The 20,163-nt window shown below is 68.1% G+C and carries 18 protein-coding genes and 1 other RNA gene; 8 read left to right on the forward strand and 11 right to left on the reverse strand.

Annotation, left to right across the window (positions count from 1 at the left end):
• Position 1: 1 nt before the first annotated feature.
• From rpoS to ffs, 9 genes are all read right to left on the reverse strand, one after another.
• Positions 2-1,087, reverse strand: a complete 1,086-nt coding sequence (gene rpoS, locus MYA_RS07800; protein ID WP_014723105.1) for an RNA polymerase sigma factor RpoS — start codon at positions 1,085-1,087, stop codon at positions 2-4.
• Positions 1,088-1,098: 11 nt separating this feature from the next.
• Positions 1,099-1,980, reverse strand: a complete 882-nt coding sequence (locus MYA_RS07805; RefSeq protein ID WP_011884976.1) for a peptidoglycan DD-metalloendopeptidase family protein — start codon at positions 1,978-1,980, stop codon at positions 1,099-1,101.
• Between the two features lie 5 nt (positions 1,981-1,985).
• On the reverse strand, positions 1,986-2,915 hold the full coding sequence (locus MYA_RS07810) for a protein-L-isoaspartate(D-aspartate) O-methyltransferase (protein WP_011884977.1): 930 nt from the start codon (positions 2,913-2,915) through the stop codon (positions 1,986-1,988).
• A complete protein-coding gene (gene surE, locus MYA_RS07815; protein ID WP_011884978.1) occupies positions 2,912-3,673 on the reverse strand; it encodes a 5'/3'-nucleotidase SurE in 762 nt (253 codons plus the stop codon). The genes MYA_RS07810 and surE overlap by 4 nt, the downstream gene beginning before the upstream one ends.
• Before the next feature lie 254 nt (positions 3,674-3,927).
• Positions 3,928-5,133 (reverse strand): CaiB/BaiF CoA transferase family protein, encoded by a 1,206-nt coding sequence (locus MYA_RS07820; protein WP_014723107.1) that lies wholly within the window; start codon positions 5,131-5,133, stop codon positions 3,928-3,930.
• A gap of 48 nt (positions 5,134-5,181) precedes the next feature.
• On the reverse strand, positions 5,182-5,778 hold the full coding sequence (gene recR, locus MYA_RS07825; protein ID WP_011884980.1) for a recombination mediator RecR: 597 nt from the start codon (positions 5,776-5,778) through the stop codon (positions 5,182-5,184).
• A gap of 40 nt (positions 5,779-5,818) precedes the next feature.
• Positions 5,819-6,145: a YbaB/EbfC family nucleoid-associated protein gene (locus MYA_RS07830; RefSeq protein WP_006755698.1), complete on the reverse strand. Its 327-nt coding sequence runs from the start codon at positions 6,143-6,145 to the stop codon at positions 5,819-5,821.
• Between the two features lie 114 nt (positions 6,146-6,259).
• Positions 6,260-8,845: a DNA polymerase III subunit gamma/tau gene (locus MYA_RS07835; protein WP_014723108.1), complete on the reverse strand. Its 2,586-nt coding sequence runs from the start codon at positions 8,843-8,845 to the stop codon at positions 6,260-6,262.
• Between the two features lie 127 nt (positions 8,846-8,972).
• Positions 8,973-9,071, reverse strand: an RNA gene (gene ffs / locus MYA_RS29440) — signal recognition particle sRNA small type.
• Between the two features lie 390 nt (positions 9,072-9,461).
• Here ffs and trxA point away from each other — a divergent pair.
• The 8 genes from trxA to MYA_RS07875 all read left to right on the forward strand — a co-directional run bounded on the left by trxA (position 9,462) and on the right by MYA_RS07875 (position 18,061).
• Positions 9,462-9,788, forward strand: coding sequence for a thioredoxin TrxA (trxA, locus tag MYA_RS07840; RefSeq protein WP_006402348.1), 327 nt, complete (start codon positions 9,462-9,464; stop codon positions 9,786-9,788).
• Positions 9,789-9,982: 194 nt separating this feature from the next.
• The gene (rho, locus tag MYA_RS07845) at positions 9,983-11,245 is read left to right on the forward strand and encodes a transcription termination factor Rho (protein ID WP_006478662.1); all 1,263 of its coding nucleotides are present in this window, start codon (positions 9,983-9,985) and stop codon (positions 11,243-11,245) included.
• 130 nt (positions 11,246-11,375) lie between these two features.
• Positions 11,376-11,876, forward strand: coding sequence for a MerR family transcriptional regulator (locus MYA_RS07850; RefSeq protein ID WP_014723110.1), 501 nt, complete (start codon positions 11,376-11,378; stop codon positions 11,874-11,876).
• Positions 11,873-13,429 (forward strand): MFS transporter, encoded by a 1,557-nt coding sequence (locus tag MYA_RS07855; protein ID WP_011884983.1) that lies wholly within the window; start codon positions 11,873-11,875, stop codon positions 13,427-13,429. Before MYA_RS07850 ends, MYA_RS07855 begins: the two co-directional genes overlap by 4 nt.
• 38 nt (positions 13,430-13,467) lie before the next feature.
• Positions 13,468-14,298: a zinc-dependent peptidase gene (locus MYA_RS07860; RefSeq protein ID WP_011884984.1), complete on the forward strand. Its 831-nt coding sequence runs from the start codon at positions 13,468-13,470 to the stop codon at positions 14,296-14,298.
• 160 nt (positions 14,299-14,458) lie between these two features.
• Entirely contained in the window at positions 14,459-14,722 is a 264-nt protein-coding gene (locus MYA_RS07865; RefSeq protein ID WP_011884985.1) for a type B 50S ribosomal protein L31, read from the forward strand.
• A gap of 229 nt (positions 14,723-14,951) precedes the next feature.
• Entirely contained in the window at positions 14,952-16,709 is a 1,758-nt protein-coding gene (locus MYA_RS07870) for an ArnT family glycosyltransferase (protein ID WP_011884986.1), read from the forward strand.
• Positions 16,710-16,711: 2 nt separating this feature from the next.
• Positions 16,712-18,061, forward strand: coding sequence for an MATE family efflux transporter (locus tag MYA_RS07875; RefSeq protein ID WP_014723112.1), 1,350 nt, complete (start codon positions 16,712-16,714; stop codon positions 18,059-18,061).
• Between the two features lie 15 nt (positions 18,062-18,076).
• Here MYA_RS07875 and lipA read toward each other — a convergent pair whose 3' ends face one another.
• Together lipA and MYA_RS07885 are read right to left on the reverse strand one after the other, a co-directional pair.
• Positions 18,077-19,042: a lipoyl synthase gene (gene lipA / locus MYA_RS07880; protein ID WP_011884988.1), complete on the reverse strand. Its 966-nt coding sequence runs from the start codon at positions 19,040-19,042 to the stop codon at positions 18,077-18,079.
• 2 nt (positions 19,043-19,044) lie between these two features.
• Complete coding sequence (locus MYA_RS07885; RefSeq protein ID WP_014723113.1) at positions 19,045-20,160, reverse strand: acetoin dehydrogenase dihydrolipoyllysine-residue acetyltransferase subunit; 1,116 nt, start codon at positions 20,158-20,160, stop codon at positions 19,045-19,047.
• Between the last annotated feature and the right edge of the window lie 3 nt (positions 20,161-20,163).

Below are 20,163 nucleotides of genomic sequence, written 5' to 3' on the forward strand. Positions count from 1 at the left end.
ATTACAGAACGGCGTCCTTGCGCACGCCGTTGGAGGCAAAGAACCGCTTCAGGCGCACCAGCGCTTCCTGCTGGATCTGCCGCACGCGCTCGCGCGTGAGCCCCATCTCGTCGGCCAGTTCCTCGAGCGTGGCCGGTTCGATGTGATTCAGCCCGAAGCGGCGTTCGATCACGTGCCGGTGCTTGTCGGACAGCCGCGACAGCCACGCGCGCGTGAGCGTCTCGAGCTCGCGGTGCTGCACTTCGGCATCGGGCGACTGGCTCTGGTCGTCCGGCAGCAGATCGAGCAGGCTGCTCGCGGGATCGAGATCGAGCGGCGCGTCGAGCGACGCGGTGTGCTCGTTCAGCGCGAGAATGTCGGTGACTTCCTCGGCGGTCTTGCCGGTGAGGTAGGCGATGTCGTCGATGCTGGCTTCGCGGCGTTCGGCCGCGTCGCCCGTCGACATCGAGTTCTTTTCGAGGTGGCGCTTCGCGCGCAGCACCTGGTTCAGCTCGCGGATCACGTGCACAGGCAGGCGCACGGTACGCGCCTGATTCATGATCGCTCGCTCGATGCTCTGGCGAATCCACCATGTCGCGTAGGTCGAGAAGCGAAAGCCGCGCGTCGGGTCGAATTTCTCGATCGCGTGCATCAGACCGAGATTGCCCTCCTCGATCAGGTCGAGCAGCGGCACGCCGCGGTTCAGATAGCCCTTTGCGATGCTGACGACGAGACGCAGGTTGCGCTCGATCATCACCTGCCGCGCGTCGAATTCGCCCGCTTTCGCGAGACGCGAATAGCGCTGCTCCTCCTCGACGGTCAGCAGCGGCTTGACGCTGATACGGTTCAGATAGTGCTGGATCGTGTCGGCCGTGAGTTCGGCCTGCAGCAATGCGCGGAAATCGTCGACGTCGGGGGCGGCTTCCGCGCGGCCTTCGCGTTCGTCGTCGCCGTCGGCTTCGACCTCGCGCGTGTCGAGACCGGTTTCGGTTTCCGCGACGTCTTCTTCGTCGTCCGTCGAAGCGCCAGCTCGCTTCACCGATGCTTGCGTGGCACGACTGATCTTCTCAGACTCGGCTTGCGGCTCGTGGCGCTTCGATTTCGGCATGGTCGTCTCGGTTATTGAGGCGGCAAATACTTCAGCGGATCGACAGGCTTGCCCTGCCGGCGAACCTCGAAATGCAGCATCACGCGGTCGGCATCGCTGTTACCCATCTCGGCGATCTTCTGCCCCTTCGTCACCGCGTCCCCCTCTTTTACCATCAAAGCGCGATTGTGTGCATACGCCGTGAGGTAAGTCGCGTCGTGCTTGATGATAATGAGGTTGCCGTAGCCGCGCAGGCCGTTGCCCGAGTAGACGACGCGGCCGTCGGCCGCCGCCTTTACCGCCTCGCCCGCGGTGCCGCCGATATTGACGCCCTTGTTCTTCGCGTCGTCGAAACCGTTCAGCACCGGGCCGCGCACCGGCCACGCAAACGTGACGGGACCGCTCGGCGCTGCCGCGCCATCGCTGGCTGCCGGGGCCGACGGCGGCGTGCTCGCCGACGACGAACCGGCTGCCGGCGTCGCCGGGCCGCTGCTCAGCGGCGCGGTCGTCACGGCCGCGCCGCCGATCGGTGCGGCGACCGGCGCGCCGGCCGTCGCTGAGCCGCCCGGCGGGGCGACGCGCAGCAACTGGTCGACTTCGATCTGGTTCGGGTTCGCGAGGTTGTTCCACGCGGCGATGTCGCGATAGTTCTGCCCGTTCTCGAGCGCGATCCGGTACAGCGTGTCGCCGGGTTTCACGCGATAGAAGCCGGGCGGCGGCGGACCGAGCGGCACCGCCGGCTGCGTGGCGGCGGTCGTGCCGAGCGAACCGGAGCGGTCGACGACGGGCGCGTTGTCGAGCCGCGTCGCACAGGCGGCCAGCAGCGTGGAGAACGCGGCCACACAGATCGCGCGCTGCGCGAACGTGAGCGGTTCCCTGGTTCGGTTGTTTTGCATCACGCGCAACATACTCATCGGTTTCAAATCACTCCGGATTTTAAAGGGACAAAGAAAACGCGATCAAGCCGCGACTCCCGCCACTGCGCGTGCGCGACGCGCTCGATCAGCGTGAGCACCTGGGGCTGCCCGCTCTGCGCGCCGACCGGCGCGACGAGCCGGCCGCCGATCGCGAGCTGCTCGAGCAGCGCCTGCGGCACGTCGAGCCCGGCCGCCGCGATCACGATCGCGTCGAACGGCGCTGCGGATGGCAGCCCGACCCGCCCGTCGCCGTAGTGCAGACGGATGTTCGGCACGCGCAGCGGCCGCAGGTTCAGCTTGGCGCGCTCGTAGAGCGGCTTGATGCGTTCAATCGAATACACGTCGCGCGCCACGTGGCTCAGCACGGCGGCCTGATAGCCGCAACCGGTGCCGATCTCGAGGACGCGCTCGAGCGTGCGGCCGGCCATCGCGAGCTCGATCATGCGCGCGACCACCGACGGCTTTGAAATGGTTTGCTGATGGCCGATCGGCAACGCGGAATCTTCGTAGGCCTGCGTCGCGAGGCCCGCGTCCACGAACAGATGGCGCGGCACCGCCGCCATCGCGTCCAGCACGCGCGGATCGGTCACGCCGTTCGCGCGCAGGCGTTCGACCATGCGCTCGCGCACGCGTTCCGACGTGAGCGCGAACGCGCCGGCCGGCGCGGCGTTCGCGGCGATCGGCTTGGGCATCGCGGGCTTCGGCACGGTCGGCTTCAGCGCGGTGGCCGGCTTCGCGGCGGCCGTGCCGGGCGGCATGCGCGCGACACCGGGCTTCAGCGCGACCGGCTTCGGCACGGCGGCTGGCTTGTCGGCGGCCTTCGGCGCCGCGATTGCCGCATGGCGTTCGCCGGCCCGACCGTCGGATTTGCGTGGCGCTCGCTTGAGATCTTCGAGCGCGAGCGGAAACCGCTTCGCGCGCTCGCCGCTCATGAAGCCCGCCCTGCCGCGCGCGCCCAGTCGCGCGTCGCGGGCAGCATTTGGGTGTGCGTGAGGTCGAGCTGCAGCGGCGTGATCGATACGAAACCGTTTGCAATCGCGTGGAAATCGGTGCCCTCGCTGGCGTCGAGCGCCGCACCGGCCGCGCCGATCCAGTAGACCGGTTCGCCGCGCGGATCGGTCTGGCGAATAACAGGCTGCGACGGGTGGCGCTTGCCGAGGCGCGTGACCTGCCAGCCTTTCAGCGCGTCGTACGGCAGGTTCGGAATATTGACGTTCAGCAGCGGCTGCCCGGGCAGCGGGTGCGCGAGATAGTGCGCGACGATTTCGGCGGCGACGCGCGCCGCGTCCGCCAGATGCGCCCAGCCCTTGTCGGCCAGCGAGAACGCGATGGCCGGCACGCCGAACATGATGCCTTCGGTCGCGGCCGCGACCGTCCCCGAGTAGAGCGTGTCTTCGCCCATGTTCTGGCCGTTGTTGATCCCCGAGACGACGAGGTCGGGCCGCGCGTCGGCCATCCCGGTCAACGCGACGTGCACCGAGTCGGTCGGCGTGCCGTTCACGTAGAAGAAACCCGTATTGGCTGCGCGCTGCACCGACAGCGGCCGCGACAGCGTCAGGGAATTCGATGCGCCGCTGCAATTCTGCTCGGGCGCGATGACCGTGACGTCGGCCAGCGGCTGCAGCGCGTCGCTGAGCGCGGCGAGACCGGGGGCGAGATAGCCGTCGTCGTTGCTGAGTAGGATTCGCATCCGGCGATTGTAACCGAGGAAAGATGGCGCGAGAGCGACAGTCAGGCGCCGACCGGCCCGGCGCGGGCAGCGCCGTTACGGTGCGCCGCCGCATCGCGCGGCGGCGTTCGCCGCACTCGGGAAAATGCCGATCCGCCGGACGTTTCGTGCATCGCTCGGCGGACTCCCGTCACCGTTCCGGTCGGGCCGAGCGCTGCAAACGCGCATGGTCCGCAAGCGGCGCGGCCGAGGCCCGAACCACGCTCACGCGCCGCTCAGATCGCACCCGCCTCGCGCAGCGCGGCGATCGCCTGCGCGTCGTAGCCGAGACCGCGCAGTACCTCGTCCGTATGCTCGCCCAGTTCGGGACCGAGCCAGCGCGTCTCGCCCGGCGTGTCCGACAGCTTCGGCGTGATGTTCGGCAGCGGAATCTCGGTGCCGTCGGGCAGCTTGAAGCGCTGGATCATCTGCCGCGCGATGAACTGCGGATCGGTGAACATGTCGGCCGCGCTGTAGATGCGCCCGGCCGGCACGTCCGCCGCATTGAGCACGGCGAGCGCGTCGTCGATCGTGCGCGGCGCGAGCCAGGCGGCGATCGAATCGTCGATTTCCCGCGTGCGCGGCACGCGCCCGTCGTTGCTGGCGAGCGAGGGATCGTCGGCGAGGTCGTCGCGCCCGATCGCCTTCATCAGCCGCTTGAAGATCGGATCGCTGTTGCCGCCGATCACGATGCTGCCGTCGCGGCACGCATAGGTGTTCGACGGCACGATGCCGGGCAGCGACGCGCCGGTGCGCTCGCGCACCATGCCGTATACGCCGTACTCCGGCACCACGCTTTCCATCATGTTGAACACCGCTTCGTACAGCGCGACGTCGACGACCTGCCCCGCGCCGCCGTTCACGTTGCGATGGTGAAGCGCCATCATTGCGCCGATCACGCCGTGCAGCGCCGCGATCGAGTCGCCGATCGAGATACCGATGCGCGGCGGCGGCATGTCCGGATAACCGGTGATGTGGCGCAAGCCGCCCATCGACTCGGCGATCGCGCCGAAGCCGGGCCGGTCGCGGTACGGGCCGGTCTGCCCGTAGCCGGACAGGCGCACCATCACGAGGCCGCGGTTCTCGGCCGACAGCACGTCGTAGCCGAGGCCCAGCTTCTCGAGCAGGCCGGGGCGGAAGTTCTCGATCACGATGTCGGCCTCGCGCGCGAGCTGCCGCGCGATCGCGTTGCCGGCTTCGGATTTCAGGTTCAGCGTGACCGATTTCTTGTTGCGCGCCTGGACCGACCACCACAGCGACGTGCCGCCCTGTTCCGGGTACAGCTTGCGCCACTTGCGCAGCGGATCGCCGCCGTTCGGATCCTCGATCTTGATGACTTCAGCGCCGAATTCGGCAAAGAGGCGCGACGCGAACGGCCCCGCGATCAGCGTCCCGAATTCGAGCACTTTGACGCCCGCGAGCGGGCCCTGGGTGGTGCTCATGTGTCTCCCTGGCATGAGGAACGACGCCGCCGGGCGGCGGCGTCCGGCCTACATCGTGCGGCGGTCGAGCATCGCGCGGGCGATGGTGCCCGCGTCGACGTATTCGAGCTCGCCGCCCACCGGCACGCCGCGTGCGAGGCGCGTGACCGCGAGCCCGCGCGCCTTCAGCGTCTGGCCGAGGTAATGGGCGGTCGCTTCGCCTTCGTTCGTGAAGTTGGTCGCGAGCACGACCTCCTTGACGACGCCGTCGGACGCGCGCCGCACGAGGCGGTCGAAGTGGATTTCTTTCGGGCCGATCCCGTCGAGCGGGCTCAGTCGCCCCATCAGTACGAAGTACAGCCCGCGGTACGTCATCGTCTGCTCGAGCATGATCTGGTCGGCGGGCGTCTCGACGACGCACAGCAGCGTCGGATCACGCTCGTCGTCGCTGCACACCTCGCAGATCTGCGCCTCGGTGAACGTGTTGCACTTCTCGCAGTGCTGCAGGTGCTCGGTCGCGAACAGCAGCGACCGGCCGAGCCGCTCGGCGCCCTCCCGATCGTGCTGCATCAGGTGATACGCGATGCGCTGCGCGGACTTCGGCCCGACGCCGGGCAGCGCGCGCAGCGCTTCGACGAGCGAGGACAGGGCGGACGGCTGTTTCATGCGGCGGCAGAGAGCTGAGCGGGCTGAATGGACGCTGCGCTCAGAACGGCAGCTTGAAGCCCGGGGGCAGCGGCAGGCCCGACGTCATGCCGCTCATCTTTTCCTGCGACGTCGCTTCGGCCTTGCGCACCGCATCGTTGAACGCGGCGGCGACCAGATCCTCGAGCATGTCCTTGTCGTCCGCGAGCAGGCTCGGATCGATCGCGACGCGACGCACTTCGTTGCGGCAGGTCATCGTCACCTTGACGAGGCCGGCGCCCGACTGCCCTTCGACTTCGATCTGCGCAAGCTGCTCCTGCATCTTCTTCATGTTTTCCTGCATTTGCTGCGCTTGCTTCATCAGTCCGGCGAGGTTGCCTTTCAACATGGGAATACTCCTTCTTGATCGTGTGAAAACCGGCACGCGGCGCGTGCCGGTCAATGCGTGCGGGCGTGATTGTGCCTGTCGCGGTGCCTATCGTTCAATGCGGTTCAATGCAGTTCAATGCAAGGTCGGCGACGCGCCGTCCGGCGCAGCATCCGCAAGCGGGCGCACCGAGCCGTCGACGATACGCGCGCCGAACTCGCGCATCAGCTGCTGGACGAACGGATCGCCGTGGATCTCCTGCTCGGCCTCGCGCTGGCGCGCCGCGCGCGCGGCCGCATCGAGCGCCGCCGCGGTGCGCCGTGCCGGACCGACCTCGACCAGAACCTCCACGGGCTTGCCGAGCGCATCGGCGAGCGCGGCCTTCAGCTTCGTGACCTGGGCAGCGTCCGCATACTGCGGCACCGGCACCGACAACTTCAACGTGGTCGCATCGACGGCCGTCAGCTCGCTGTTGAACGCGAGCTGATACGCGACGCCCTTCAGCGGCAGCCGTGCGGCAAGCGCCGGCCATTCGCCGTCGAAGCCGATCGCATCGAGCGCGATCGCGGGCGGCAGCGGGCGCGCGTCGACCGGCGCCGACGGCCGCGCTTCCGCCGGCTTCGGCGCGATGCGCAGGTCGTCCGGGCCGCTGTCGAATACCGGCACGAAGCCGTCGTCGGCCGCGGCGCCGAACATCTCGTCGGCGCTCAGCGGCACGTATTCGTCGGGCGGAATGTCTTCCCACGGCGGCGGCGCCTGACGCGTATCGGCAGGCTGCGGCGCGCGGGCGGCGGCTCGCGGAGTGGGCACCACGACGGCCGGACGCGACGGCGCGGGCTTTTCGGCCGCCGGTTGTGCGGCGGCTGCCTTCGGCGCGGCGCCGGGCCGCGAGCGTTCGGACGACACGCGCATGCCCGCGTTGCGCAACACGTCGAGCGCGGCGGCCGCGCCGCCGCGGGCGGAGGCACGCAGCGCCGACTCGGCCGGCGCGGTGCGCGGTGCCGGCTCGGCGGACGGTGCGGGGGCCGCGCTGCGCGGTGCGACAGCGGACGCGTCAGGATCTGACGGCGCCGACGGACGTGCATCGTTTGCCGGTGCGGCGCGCGCTGCCGACGGCGGTTGCGCGGAAGCAGCGACCGGTGCTTCGGGCGTCGCCACTACCGGTGCTTGCGCAGCAGCAGGGTTCGCGGCGGGTGTAGCGGCTGCGTCGGCGGATTGGGCCGGTGCCGGGGTTTCGGCCGGCGCCTGTGATTGGGTCGGCGCCGCCGATTGTGCCGGTGCCGTGGATTGGTCCGGTGTCACGGATTGGGCCGGTGCCGCGGATTGTGCCGATGCCGCGGATCGGTTCGATGCCGTGGATTGGTCCGATGCCGTGGATTGGCTCGATCCCGAAGATTGGCTCGGCGCCGAAGATTGATTCGGTGCCGAAGATTTGGCCGGCGCGGTGGATTGAGCCGACGCCGAACGCGCCGCAGGCACAACCGGCGCGGCGGCCTGCGGACGCGCCGCTTCGCCTGCCCCGCCCGATACCGCAGCACGCGGCGTCGCAGCGGCAGCAGCAGCAGCCGCGCGCGGCGCAGCCGCCGGCACCCCACGCGGCACGGCGGGCTCACCACCGGGCGCGCTGCCCGAGCCGACAGCCGGCTCGAACGCGAGCATCCGCAGCAGCGTCATCGTGAAGCCCGCATATTCGTCGGGCGCCAAGCCGAGCTCCGCGCGCCCGACCGTTGCGATCTGATAGAACAGCTGAACCTTCTCGGGGCTCAGCGTCTGCGCGAACCGGCGCAGGTCGGCCGCCTCCGGCCATTCGTCGAGCACCGAGCCCGGCGCGAACTGCGCCCATGCAATCCGATGCAGCAGGCTCGCGAGATCCTGCAGCGCCGTCGAAAAGGACAGGCTGCGCAGCGACATCTCGTCGGCGATCGCGAGGATTTCGGGGCCGTCGCCGGCCGCGAGCGCATCGAGCAGACGCACCATGTAGGTCTGATCGAGCGCGCCGAGCATGCCCGACACCGCCGATTCGGTCACTTCGTTCGCCGAATACGCGATCGCCTGGTCGGTCAGCGACAGCGCATCGCGCATGCTGCCCTGCGCCGCGCGCGCAAGCAGGCGCAGCGCCTGTTGCTCGAACGAAATCTGCTCTTCGCCGAGAATCCGCTCGAGGTGCGACACGATGTGGCCGGCCGGCATCTGCTTCAGATTGAACTGCAGGCAGCGCGACAGCACGGTGACGGGAATCTTCTGCGGATCGGTCGTCGCGAGAATGAACTTGACGTGCGGCGGCGGCTCCTCGAGCGTCTTGAGCATCGCGTTGAACGCGTGATTCGTCAGCATGTGCACTTCGTCGATCATGTAGACCTTGAAGCGCGCATCGACCGGCGCGTACACCGCGCGCTCGAGCAGCGCGGCCATTTCGTCGACGCCGCGGTTGCTCGCGGCGTCCATCTCGACGTAGTCGACGAAGCGGCCTTCGTCGATCTCGCGGCACGCGCGGCACACGCCGCACGGCTGCGACGTGACGCCGGTTTCACAGTTGAGCGCCTTCGCGAAGATCCGCGACAGCGTCGTCTTGCCGACGCCGCGGGTCCCGGTAAACAGATAGGCGTGATGGAGACGCCCGCCGTCGAGCGCGTGCGTGAGCGCCCTGACGACGTGCTCCTGGCCGACGAGCGAAGCGAAATCCTTCGGACGCCACTTGCGTGCGAGAACTTGATAGGTCATCGGGAAATTGTATCAGTAACGCCGCGTCGCGCCGACACGCCAAACGGTACCGACGACGGGAAACACGTGGAGAAAAACGGAGATTGCCGCAGAAACAAAAACGCCCGACGAACGGGGCGAGAGGAAAGGTGACGAGCCCGACCCTCGGCACTGGCGGAAAACGATTGTGGCTGCTTCGTTCCCGACCTGACCAGGTTCACCGCCCCACCATGCGAGGAGGCCCGTCACGGCATATTCTATCACCGCTTCCGGCCGAATGCGACCGTTTGTTCGCGACAATGCATTCGGGCGCGCAATGGCACACATGCGAACGGCGTGAATTGCGGCCGCCTCCGCACTGCTCTTGCAATTCGCCAACCGGCCTCCACGTTGGCTGAGCAACGGTCGAACGGCGCGTCGTACCCCTACTCGCGTAGCGGCTACTATCGCTGCCCGCAGCAGATAGCAATTTAGGCTAATATGACGCCCGAACGACCCGCGAGCCGCGCCATGCAGCGCTTAAGCCCTTCCTTCGGGAGAGCCGAGTGACCTGCCGCAGCGGCCGGCAGCCGCGAGGCGGCCGGAGCGCCCAACGCGCCGAGCAGGCAGTCCCCGAACCGAAAGAGGTATTGACCCAATGAGCGAACAGATCAAACACATCAGCGACGCATCGTTCGAACAGGACGTCGTCAAATCCGACAAGCCCGTGCTGGTCGACTTCTGGGCCGAATGGTGCGGCCCGTGCAAGATGATCGCCCCGATCCTCGACGAAGTCGCGAAGGATTACGGCGACAAGCTGCAGATCGCGAAGATCAACGTCGACGACAACCAGGCAACGCCCGCGAAGTTCGGCGTGCGCGGCATCCCGACGCTGATCCTGTTCAAGAACGGCGCGGCCGCCGCGCAGAAGGTCGGCGCGCTGTCGAAGTCGCAGCTCACCGCATTCCTGGACAGCCACCTGTAATACCGGCAAGTCCGCGGGCGTGTTGTCAACCGACAACACGCCCGCCGTCACACCGCCGATCGGCCGCTCAAGCGCGAATCGGCATATGCTAGAATCAAAAAACGTCTACAAGACGCATTAAGTCTCAGAGCGCCTCCGCTCGCCCTCCTCCCTTATTTCTTTTCGTCGCATCTCCTCCCTGGCGGGTTCTCCGTATGCATTTATCCGAGCTCAAGTCTCTGCACGTGTCCGAACTGATCGAAATGGCCAATGGCCTGGAGATCGAAAACGCGAACCGCCTGCGCAAGCAGGAGTTGATGTTCGCCATTCTCAAAAAGCGCGCCAAGACGGGAGAGACGATCTTCGGCGACGGTACGCTCGAAGTGCTGCCCGACGGCTTCGGCTTCCTGCGTTCGCCGGAAATGTCGTACCTCGCGAGCACCGACGACATCTATATCAGCCCGTCGCAGATCCGCCGCTTCAACCTGCATACCGGCGACACCATCGAAGGTGAAGTCCGCACGCCGAAAGACGGCGAGCGCTACTTCGCGCTGGTGAAGGTCGACAAAGTCAACGGGCAACCGCCCGAGGCCTCGAAACACAAGATCATGTTCGAGAACCTCACGCCGCTGCACCCGAACAAGCCGCTGTCGCTCGAGCGTGAAATGCGCGGCGAAGAGAACGTCACGGGCCGCATCATCGACATGATCGCGCCGATCGGCAAGGGCCAGCGCGGCCTGCTGGTCGCATCGCCGAAGTCGGGCAAGACCGTGATGCTCCAGCACATCGCACACGCGATCAAGCAGAACCACCCCGACGTCATCCTGTTCGTGCTGCTGATCGACGAACGCCCGGAAGAAGTGACCGAAATGCAGCGCTCGGTCGCCGGCGAAGTGATCGCATCGACGTTCGACGAACCGGCCACGCGTCACGTTCAGGTTGCCGAAATGGTGATCGAGAAGGCCAAGCGCCTCGTCGAAATGAAGCACGACGTCGTGATTCTGCTCGACTCGATCACGCGTCTCGCGCGCGCATACAACACCGTGATCCCGGCATCGGGCAAGGTGCTCACCGGCGGTGTCGACGCGAACGCACTGCAGCGTCCGAAGCGCTTCTTCGGCGCGGCGCGCAACATCGAGGAAGGCGGTTCGCTGACCATCATCGGCACCGCGCTGATCGAAACCGGCAGCCGCATGGACGACGTGATCTACGAAGAATTCAAGGGCACCGGCAACATGGAAGTGCACCTCGAGCGCCGTCTCGCCGAAAAGCGCGTCTATCCGTCGATCAACCTGAACAAGTCGGGTACGCGCCGCGAAGAAATGCTGATCAAGCCGGAAATCCTGCAAAAGATCTGGGTGCTGCGCAAGTTCATCCACGACATGGACGAAGTCGAGGCAATGGAATTCCTGCTCGACAAGATCCGCCAGACGAAGAGCAATTCCGAGTTCTTCGACCTGATGCGCCGCGGCGGCTGACCGCCCGCCCCCGCGCCGAACGGCCGCCCTGCATCTCGCACGGCGGCCGTTTTTTCGCGCCAACCTATACGTGAACGTACAGGTTTATCTATAATACGAACCATCGTCTCCACTCAAGCCCGAACATCCGATGTCGAACGAAGCCCCCACGCCACTGCTGACCGTCAGCGACGCCGCAGCGCGCCTCGGCGTCACGCCGCGCACGCTGAAGTACTACGAGGAACGCGGGCTCGTCACGCCGTCGCGCAGCGGCGGCCGCTACCGGCTGTACGACGAAGCCGCGCTCGAACGCTTCGCGCGCATCCTGCGGCTGCGCGCGCTCGGCTTCTCGCTGCACGGCATCACCGAGATGTTGAAGCGCCCGCTGGAGCAGACGGACGATGGCCGGCGCCGCTATTCGGACGCCTCGTTGCGCGACATTCGCACCGGGCTCGCCGCGCAGATCGGCACGCTCGACCAGCGGATCGCGGCCGTGCAGCGCGAGCTGAAGGAAGCCGTCGCGCTGCGCAAGGAGTTGCAGCACGACCTCGACTACATCGAACGACGCCTGGCCGGCGAAAACCCCGATGCGCTGATGGCGCAGCGGCGCGCCGAAGCCGGCGCGCGACGCGCGCGCAAGGACCGCGAATGAACGTCGCGCCCGGTCGCTCGCCGCTGTGGAGCCGCGCGAACCTGCGCGCGGACCTGCTCCCGTGGGCGCTCGCGCTCGTCACCGGCATCGACTACTTCGACAACGCGGCGTTCTCGTTCTTCGCGAGCTACATCGCCGGCGGCATCAATGCGTCGCCGGACGAACTCGTGTGGTCGTCGAGCGCGTATGCGGTGACGGCCGTGCTCGGCATTCTGCAGCAGCAATGGTGGGTCGACCGGCTCGGGCATCGCCGCTACGTGGCGGGCAGCATGCTGATGTTCTCGCTGGGTGCCATCGCCGCCGCGCTCGCCGACACGTCGCTCGAGCTCGCGTTCGCGCGCGGCTTCCAGGGCTATTTCATCGGCCCGATGATGGGCGCGTGCCGGATCCTTATCCAGAGCAGCTTCAAGCCGCAGGAGCGCGCGCCCGCCACGCGCGCGTTCCTGATCATGATCCTGCTGGGCAGCGCGCTTGCGCCGATCGTCGGCGGGCTGCTCGTCGCGCATTCGACGTGGCGCGCGCTGTTCGCCTGCACGGCGCCGTTCGGCATCGCGTTCGCGGCGCTCGCGTTCGTCACGCTGCCCGACTCGGGCAGGACGCTCGACGACGAGCGCGGCCCCGGGCATTTCTGGCCCTACGTCGTGTTCGCGCTGGCGCAAGGCGCATTGCAGATCGTGTTGCAGCAGGTGCATTACCAGCTCTACAGCGGCTCGCCGATGCTGATGCTGCTGACCTTCGCGGGCATCGGCGCGCTCGCATGGTTCGCGTATCACCAGTGGCACCATCCGGCGCCGCTCGTGCGGCTGCATGCGCTGCGCGAGCGCACGTTCCAGGTCGGGCTCCTGCTGTACATGTTCTATTACTACGAGTCGACCGGCTTCAGCTACCTGACCTCCCGCCTGCTCGAACGCGGGCTCGGCTATCCGGTCGAGAACGCCGGGCGGCTGGTCGGCACGATGTCGCTGATCTCGGCCACCGCGCTGTTCGCGTACCTGCGGCATGCGAAGCGCGTCACGCACAAGAAATGGTTCGTGGTGCCGGGGTTCGCGATCGCGATCGTCGCCGCGCTGTGGATGACCCGGATGACGCCGCAGGTCGGCGACGCCGCGCTGGTCGTCCCGCTGCTGCTGCGCGGATTGCTGCTGCTGTTCATCGTGCTGCCGGTCGCGAACCTGACGTTCCGGATCTTCGCGATCGACGAGTACACGCACGGCTACCGGCTGAAGAACATCGTGCGCCAGTTGACGATCTCGTTCGCGACGTCGTCGGTGATCATCGTCGAGCAGCACCGGCTGGCCGTGCACCAGACGCGGCTCGTCGAGCGCGCCAACGTGTTCGACCCGCTGTTCCAACAGAGCGTCGACACGCTCACGCGCGGCTACGCGGCCGCCGGCCACGCGCTCAGCGACGCGCACGCGCTCGCGATCGCATCGATCGCGCGGATGGTCGCGCAACAGGCGTCGTTCCTCGCGTCGCTCGACGGTTTCTATTACCTCGCGGGCGTCGCGCTCGTCGGCGGCCTGTTCGCGGCATGGCAAAAAGAGATCGATTGAGTTAAAAGACAGGCTTTGGATTTTCCCGCGCCGCCTCCATGCTCTCGAAACTGACCCGCTGGTTCGACGACCGCCGCCGCGATCGCGCGCTGCGCAGCCACCCGATCCCCGATGCGCTGTGGGACGACACGGTCGCGCGCCTGCCCTTCCTCGGCGCGCTTGCGCCGGACGACCAGCGCCGGCTGCGCGAGCTGACGAGCCTGTTCATCGCGCGCAAGTCGTTTTCGACCGCGCACGGGCTCGAGCTGACCGACCGGATGATCGTCGCGATCGCGGCGCAGGCCTGCCTGCCGGTGCTGAATCTCGACTTGTCGCTGTACGACGGCTGGGTCGGCATCGTCGTGTATCCGGGCGAATTCGTGATCCGCAAGACGGTGGAGGACGAGAACGGCGTGGTGCACGAGGTCGAGCAGGACGCGAGCGGCGAGGCCTGGGAAGGCGGCCCGGTGATCCTGTCGTGGGAAGACGCGCAGATGACCGACGGCCGCGACGCGTACAACGTGGTGATCCACGAATTCGCGCACAAGATCGACATGCTGACGGGCGCGGCCGACGGCTACCCGCCGCTGTTTCGCCGCTGGCACGCGCCGCACCTCGATGCGCAGGCGTGGGCCGACGTGTTCGAGCACGCCTACGACCAGTTCTGCGCGCGCGTCGATGCGGTGCCGGAGCGCGCGTGGGCGCGCTTCGAGCGCGACTCGCTGATCGATCCGTATGCGGCCGATCACCCGTCGGAATTCTTCGCGGTGTGCAGCGAGGCGCTGTTCGTGCGGCCGCAGGCGTTCGAGTCCGAATTTCCGGAGCTGTACCGGCTGCTCGCCCGCTACTATCGGCAGGATCCGGCCGGCACGGGCGCGCTCGACGCATGATGAAAATTAATCGTCAACCGTCTGATTTTCTGGCATAATCGCCGTTTTTCGACCTTAGGCAAGTGGCTCGCGCCGGGCTTGACGGCGGCCGAATCGCACGAATGCGTGCGGTCCGGTACGGCAAGCGGCGGGTTGGCTACCGCTCTCACCAAGGAACATCATGAAACCTGGCATTCACCCGGACTACCGCGAAGTCGTCTTCCAAGACATGTCGAACGGCTTCAAGTTCATCACGCGCTCGACGATCCAGACGCGTGAAACCATCGACCACGAAGGCAAGACCTACCCGCTCGCCAAGATCGAAGTGTCGTCGGAATCGCACTCGTTCTACACCGGCCAGCAGAAGATCATGGACACGGCAGGTCGTGTCGAGAAGTTCAAGAACAAGTTCGGCGCACGCGCCAGCGGCAAGGTCGCGAAGTAAGCTTCGCACCGATCCGGTGGTTGCAACGCACCGGTACCGCACAAAAGGGCAGCCCAGGCTGCCCTTTTTTGTCGCCGCTCGCCGGGACAGCACACGCGCCGGCACCCAGCGCGGCAATCGTCTGACGCGCAACGGCCGTCGCGTCTACAATGCCGGATGCTCGAATCCGGCCCGCCCGCGCACGATCGTGCCGGCCGCCTGCCCATAACAAATCAAATCGCTGATCTGCATGAAGCCTGTCGTTCGTCTCACCGCCTCCGCCACGCGCGCGCTGCCGCGCTGGCTGCTGCTCACGCTCTGCCTCGTCTACGCGGCGTTCGGCCTGTTCGGCCGCGACCCGTGGAAGAACGAGGACGCCGCGGGCTTCGGCGTGATGTGGACGATGGCGACCGGCGGCTGGCACGACTGGCTGCTACCCAATCTGGTCGGCAAGTTCATCACGACCGACGGGCCGCTCGGCTACTGGCTCGGCGCGCTGTCGATCCGCGCGCTCGCGCCGTGGGTCGACGCGAGCAACGCGTCGCGCGTCGATACGGGCGTGCTGTTCTGCATCGCCTGCGCGTTCGTCTGGTACGCGGCCTACCTGCTCGGCCGACGCGCCGAGGTACAACCGTTCAAGTACGCATTCGGCGGCGAGCCGGAGCCGCGCGACTACGGCCGCACGCTCGCCGACGGCGCGCTGCTGATTCTCGTCGCCTGCTTCGGCCTCGCCGAGCGCGGCCATGAAACCACGCCGCAGCTCGCGCAGTTCGCGTGGATCGCGATGTTCGTGTACGGCATCGTGCGCGGCATCGACAAGCCGATGCAAGGCGCGCTGTGGTGGGGCGCCGCGGTCGGGCTGGTCGCCCTGTCGGGCAATCCGGTGCTGGTGGCCGCGTTGCTGGCCGGCACGGCCGTGCTGTGGCTCGTCACGCCGGAGATGCGCAACCTGCGCCTGCCGCTGGTCGGCGTCCCGCTCGCGGCCGCGATCTTCGCGCTGTGGCCGCTCGCTGCCTTCAACGCGACGCCCGACGACGCCGCGTGGTTCTTCAACCAGTGGATCCACGGCAGCCTGATGCGCTTTTCCGGCCCGCCGACCGCGGTGCTCGCCTACGCGGCGAAGAACCTGCCGCTGTTCACGTGGCCGGCGTGGCCGCTCGCGATCTGGGCCTGGTGGAGCTGGGCCGGCATGCGCCGCCGCGCGCATATCGCGATTCCGCTGTCGGTGGTGGTGCCGCTGGTCGCGCTCGTGATCCTGCAGAGCCAGCAGTCGAACCGGATGTACATGCTGCTGCTGCCGCCGCTCGCGGTGCTCGCGACCTTCGCGCTGCCGACGCTCAAGCGCGGCGCGATCAACGCGTTCGACTGGTTCGCGGTATTGAGCTTCACCATCCTCGGCACGTTCGTCTGGCTCGTGTGGCTGGCGTCGCTGACCGGCTTCCCGCACCCGCTCGCGCGCAACCTCGCGCGCCTCGTGCCGGGCTACGAGCCGCATTTCAAGATCCTGTCGTTCATCTGCGCGGTGGTGGTCACCGTGTGCTGGTTCGTGCTCGCGCGCTGGCGCGTGTCGCGTCAGCCGAAGGTGCTGTGGCGCAGCGTCGTGCTGTCGGGCGCCGGCACCACGCTGATGTGGGTGCTGCTGATGACGCTGTGGCTGCCGATCGTCAACTATGGCCGCACCTACAGCGATGTCGCGCGACAGATCGCGTCGCACCTGCCGAAAGACTATGAATGCATCTCGCCCGTGCGGCTCGGCGACGCGCAGCTCGCGACGTTCGCCTATTTCGGCGACATGCACTTCGAATTCTCCGGCGAATGCGACGTGATCCTGCGCCAGGACCGCGCGGACTTCGGCGAGCCGAGCGCGATGTCGCAATACGTCTGGCGTCTCGTGTGGGAAGGCCGCCGCGTCGCCGACCGCGACGAGCGCTTCCGGCTCTACGAGCGCATCGAGCGGCCGAAGACGCCCGTCAAGCGCCGTGGCCCGCGCCATCGCGCGGTCGAGTGACGATGCTCGCCGACATCCGCCGGATCGTCGGCCTCGCATGGCCGGTGTTGGTCGGCCAGCTCGCGATCATCGCGTTCAGCGTGATCGACACCGCGATGGTCGGCCGCTATTCGGCCACCGATCTCGCCGCGCTCGGACTCGGCTCGTCGATCTACGTGTCGGTCTACATCGGGCTCACCGGGATCCTGTCGGCGCTGCAGCCGATCACCGGGCAGCTGTACGGCGCACGGCGCTATGCCGAGATCGGCGAGGAAGTCCGGCAGGCGCTGTGGCTCGCGCTGCTGCTCGCGGTGCCCGGCTTCCTGCTGCTGCACTTTCCCGACGCGCTGCTGCAAGCGGCGCACGCGCCGCCCACGCTGCACGACCGCACGGTCGAATACCTGCGCATCCTGTCGTACGGCCTGCCGGCGAGCCTCGTGTTCCGCATCTACAACGCGCTCACCAACGCGGCCGGCAAGCCGCGCCTCGCGATGATCCTGCAGATCGGCGCGCTGCTGCTGAAGTTTCCGCTCAACGTGTGGTTCGTGTTCGGCGGCTTCGGCGTGCCGGCGCTCGGCGGCCCCGGCTGCGGGCTCGCGAGCACGCTGATCAACTGGGCGCTCGCGGCGATCGGCTTCACGCTGCTCGCGAAGCTCGACGTGTTCGCGCCGCTCGCGATCTTCTCGCGCTTTTGCTGGCCCGTGTGGGCACGCCAGAAGGCGATCCTGCAGCTCGGCGTGCCGATGGGGCTGTCGTACCTGATCGAGGTCACGTCGTACACCTGCATGGCGCTCTTCATCGCGCAGTTCGGCACGACCTCCCTCGCCGGCCACCAGATCGCCGGCAATATCGGCGGCGTGCTGTACATGACGCCGCTGTCGATCGGCGTCGCCGCATCGACGCTGGTCGCGCGTGCGCTCGGCGCCGGCCGCCACGACGAGGCGCGCCTGCTCGGCCGCCACAGCGTGATGCTCGCGTGCGCGGTCGCGGCCACCTACGGCGTGCTGGTGTTCGTGCTGCGCCCGCTGATCGTCGGCGCGTACACGCCCGATCCGGCCGTCGCCGCCGCGGCGCTGCCGCTCGTCGCGATCGTCACCTGCTACCACTTCTTCGACGCGCTGCAGGTCACCTCCGCGTTCGTGCTGCGCGCGTACAAGGTCGCGGTCGTGCCGACCGTGATCTACGCGATCGCGCTGTGGGGCGTCGGGCTCGGCGGCGGCTATCTGCTCGGCTTCGACGTCGGCGGCATCACGCCGGCCTGGCTGACCGGTGCGCGCGGCTTCTGGTTCGCGAACACGCTCAGCCTGATGCTCGCCGGCGCCGGCCTCGCGGTCTATCTGCGCCGCGTGAGCCGCGCGCAGGTTGGCGCCTGACGCGCGGCTGGCGGCTCACGCGGGCTTCAGCACGTCGGCCGCGTGATACGACGAGCGCACGAGCGGGCCTGCGACGACTTCGCGAAACCCCAGCGCCAGCGCCTCGTCGCGCCACGCGTCGAACGCGTCGGGGCTCACGTAGCGCCGCACCGGCAGATGATGCGCGGACGGCGCCAGATACTGGCCGAGCGTCAGCACGTCGACCTCGTGCGCGCGCAGGTCGTGCAGCGTGGCGCGCACCTCGTCGTCGCGCTCGCCGAGCCCGAGCATCAAGCCCGATTTCGTCACGAGCGCCGGCCGCGCGGCCTTCGCCTGCGCGAGCAGTTCGAGCGAGCCGCGATAATCGGCGCCGGGCCGCGCGGCCCGATACAGCGACGGCACCGTCTCGATGTTGTGATTGAACACGTCCGGCCATGCCGACGACAACGCGTCGAGCGCACGCGCGACGCGGCCGCGAAAATCGGGCGTCAGCACCTCGACACCGATGCCCGGCACGCGCGCGCGCACCGCCGCGATGCAGGCGGCGAAATGCGCGGCGCCGCCGTCGCGCAGGTCGTCCCGATCGACCGACGTGATCACGACGTAGCGCAGCCCGAGCGCGGCCGCCGCCGCGGCGAGCCGCGCGGGCTCGTCGGGATCGAGCGGCTCGGGACGGCCGTGCGCGACGTCGCAGAACGGGCAGCGCCGCGTGCACAGCCCGCCCATGATCATGAAGGTCGCGGTGCGCTGCGCGAAGCATTCGCCGATGTTCGGACACATCGCCTCCTCGCAGACGGAATGCAGCCGATGATCGCGCAGCACGGCCGCCATGTCGGCGACCGCCCCGCTCGACATCGGCCGCGCCCGCAGCCACGACGGCTTCGGCAGCGCCGCGCCCGCCGCGGGCTCGACGCGCACCGGAATGCGCGCGAGCTTGTCGCGGCTGCGCGCGCCCGGCTGGCCGAGCGCGGTGAGGCTGGGTCGTTCGAGCGCGGCGGCCATCGTCAGTCTCCGAGAAACGCGACGATCAGGCGGTTCACGTCGGCAGCCGCCTCCATCTGCACCATGTGGCCGCTGCCGGCGATCACCTCGGCGCGCACGCCGTCCGGCAAGCCCTGCGCGTGCTGCGCGGGAATCACCTGGTCGTGCTCGCCCCAGATCACCAGCGTACGCGGCGCGAGCGACGCGACGCGATCGCGGAACACGCGCCGCTGGGCCGCGCCGTCGAACGCCGCGTTCGCGATCTTCTCGAGCGCCGCCTGCACGCCTTCGAGCCGCTTGTACTTGACGAGATCCTCGACCAGTTGCCGCGTCACCAGCGCGTGATCCGCGAACAGCGCGCCGAGATGCGGCCTCAGGGTGTTGCGGCTGTTGCCCGCGACGAAGCCGTCGATGTAATCGCGGTTGATGTCGGCGCCGAGCCCGGCGCTCGCGATCAGCGTCAGCGACGCCACGCGTTGCGGCGCGCGCTCGGCCGCCGCCATCGCCACCGCGCCGCCCATCGAATGGCCGATCAGGTGCGCGCGCTCGATCTGCTGCGCATCGAGCAGCGCGAGCACCGCGTCGGCGAGTTCGTCGAGGCTGCCGGTCTCGACCGCCTTGCCGGACTCGCCGTGCCCCGGCAGGTCGAGCGCCCACACCGGCCGATGCGCGGCGAGTTCCGCGTGATTGAACAGCCAGTTGTTCAGATCGCCGCCGAAGCCGTGAATCAGCACGGCCGGCGTGCCCGAGCCGTCGCCGAGCTTCAGGAACCGCAGCGTGCGCCCGCCGATCTGCGCCTTCTCGGGCTGCGGGCCGGCCGCGTCGTCGGCGGCCGCGCTCGGCACGAAATCGCGCTGGAATTCGGCGATCGCCGCGTCGATGTCGGCGTCGCTCGCATCAGCTGCGGCGACCACGCCGAGCAGCGCGCCGACCGGCAGCGTCTCGCCTTCCTGCGCGACTTGCCGGCGCAGCGTGCCGTCGAACGCGCACTCGACGCCCGACGAGATCTTGTCGGTCTCCACGTCGAGCACTTCGTCGCCCTTCGTCACGCGCTCGCCGATCGACTTCAGCCAGCCATTGACCTGCCCCTGCTCCATCGACAGCCCCCACTTGGGCATCGTGATCATGTGAATCGACATCGT

Origin of the sequence: Burkholderia sp. KJ006, from assembly GCF_000262695.1 — a bacterium.
In the GTDB taxonomy this organism is placed as follows: Bacteria; Pseudomonadota; Gammaproteobacteria; order Burkholderiales; family Burkholderiaceae; genus Burkholderia; species Burkholderia vietnamiensis.

What these genes read in the sequence shown, in the direction of transcription:
- MYA_RS07885 (WP_014723113.1), bottom strand. Translation starts at nt 20,160, where the DNA reads ATGTCGATTCACATGATCACGATGCCCAAGTGGGGGCTGTCGATGGAG.
- MYA_RS07870 (WP_011884986.1), top strand. Translation starts at nt 14,952, where the DNA reads ATGAAGCCTGTCGTTCGTCTCACCGCCTCCGCCACGCGCGCGCTGCCG.
- MYA_RS07835 (WP_014723108.1), bottom strand. Translation starts at nt 8,845, where the DNA reads ATGACCTATCAAGTTCTCGCACGCAAGTGGCGTCCGAAGGATTTCGCT.
- rho (WP_006478662.1), top strand. Translation starts at nt 9,983, where the DNA reads ATGCATTTATCCGAGCTCAAGTCTCTGCACGTGTCCGAACTGATCGAA.
- MYA_RS07820 (WP_014723107.1), bottom strand. Translation starts at nt 5,133, where the DNA reads ATGAGCACCACCCAGGGCCCGCTCGCGGGCGTCAAAGTGCTCGAATTC.
- MYA_RS07855 (WP_011884983.1), top strand. Translation starts at nt 11,873, where the DNA reads ATGAACGTCGCGCCCGGTCGCTCGCCGCTGTGGAGCCGCGCGAACCTG.
- surE (WP_011884978.1), bottom strand. Translation starts at nt 3,673, where the DNA reads ATGCGAATCCTACTCAGCAACGACGACGGCTATCTCGCCCCCGGTCTC.
- lipA (WP_011884988.1), bottom strand. Translation starts at nt 19,042, where the DNA reads ATGGCCGCCGCGCTCGAACGACCCAGCCTCACCGCGCTCGGCCAGCCG.
- MYA_RS07860 (WP_011884984.1), top strand. Translation starts at nt 13,468, where the DNA reads ATGCTCTCGAAACTGACCCGCTGGTTCGACGACCGCCGCCGCGATCGC.
- MYA_RS07865 (WP_011884985.1), top strand. Translation starts at nt 14,459, where the DNA reads ATGAAACCTGGCATTCACCCGGACTACCGCGAAGTCGTCTTCCAAGAC.
- MYA_RS07805 (WP_011884976.1), bottom strand. Translation starts at nt 1,980, where the DNA reads ATGAGTATGTTGCGCGTGATGCAAAACAACCGAACCAGGGAACCGCTC.
- MYA_RS07875 (WP_014723112.1), top strand. Translation starts at nt 16,712, where the DNA reads ATGCTCGCCGACATCCGCCGGATCGTCGGCCTCGCATGGCCGGTGTTG.
- recR (WP_011884980.1), bottom strand. Translation starts at nt 5,778, where the DNA reads ATGAAACAGCCGTCCGCCCTGTCCTCGCTCGTCGAAGCGCTGCGCGCG.
- rpoS (WP_014723105.1), bottom strand. Translation starts at nt 1,087, where the DNA reads ATGCCGAAATCGAAGCGCCACGAGCCGCAAGCCGAGTCTGAGAAGATC.
- MYA_RS07810 (WP_011884977.1), bottom strand. Translation starts at nt 2,915, where the DNA reads ATGAGCGGCGAGCGCGCGAAGCGGTTTCCGCTCGCGCTCGAAGATCTC.
- MYA_RS07850 (WP_014723110.1), top strand. Translation starts at nt 11,376, where the DNA reads ATGTCGAACGAAGCCCCCACGCCACTGCTGACCGTCAGCGACGCCGCA.
- MYA_RS07830 (WP_006755698.1), bottom strand. Translation starts at nt 6,145, where the DNA reads ATGTTGAAAGGCAACCTCGCCGGACTGATGAAGCAAGCGCAGCAAATG.
- trxA (WP_006402348.1), top strand. Translation starts at nt 9,462, where the DNA reads ATGAGCGAACAGATCAAACACATCAGCGACGCATCGTTCGAACAGGAC.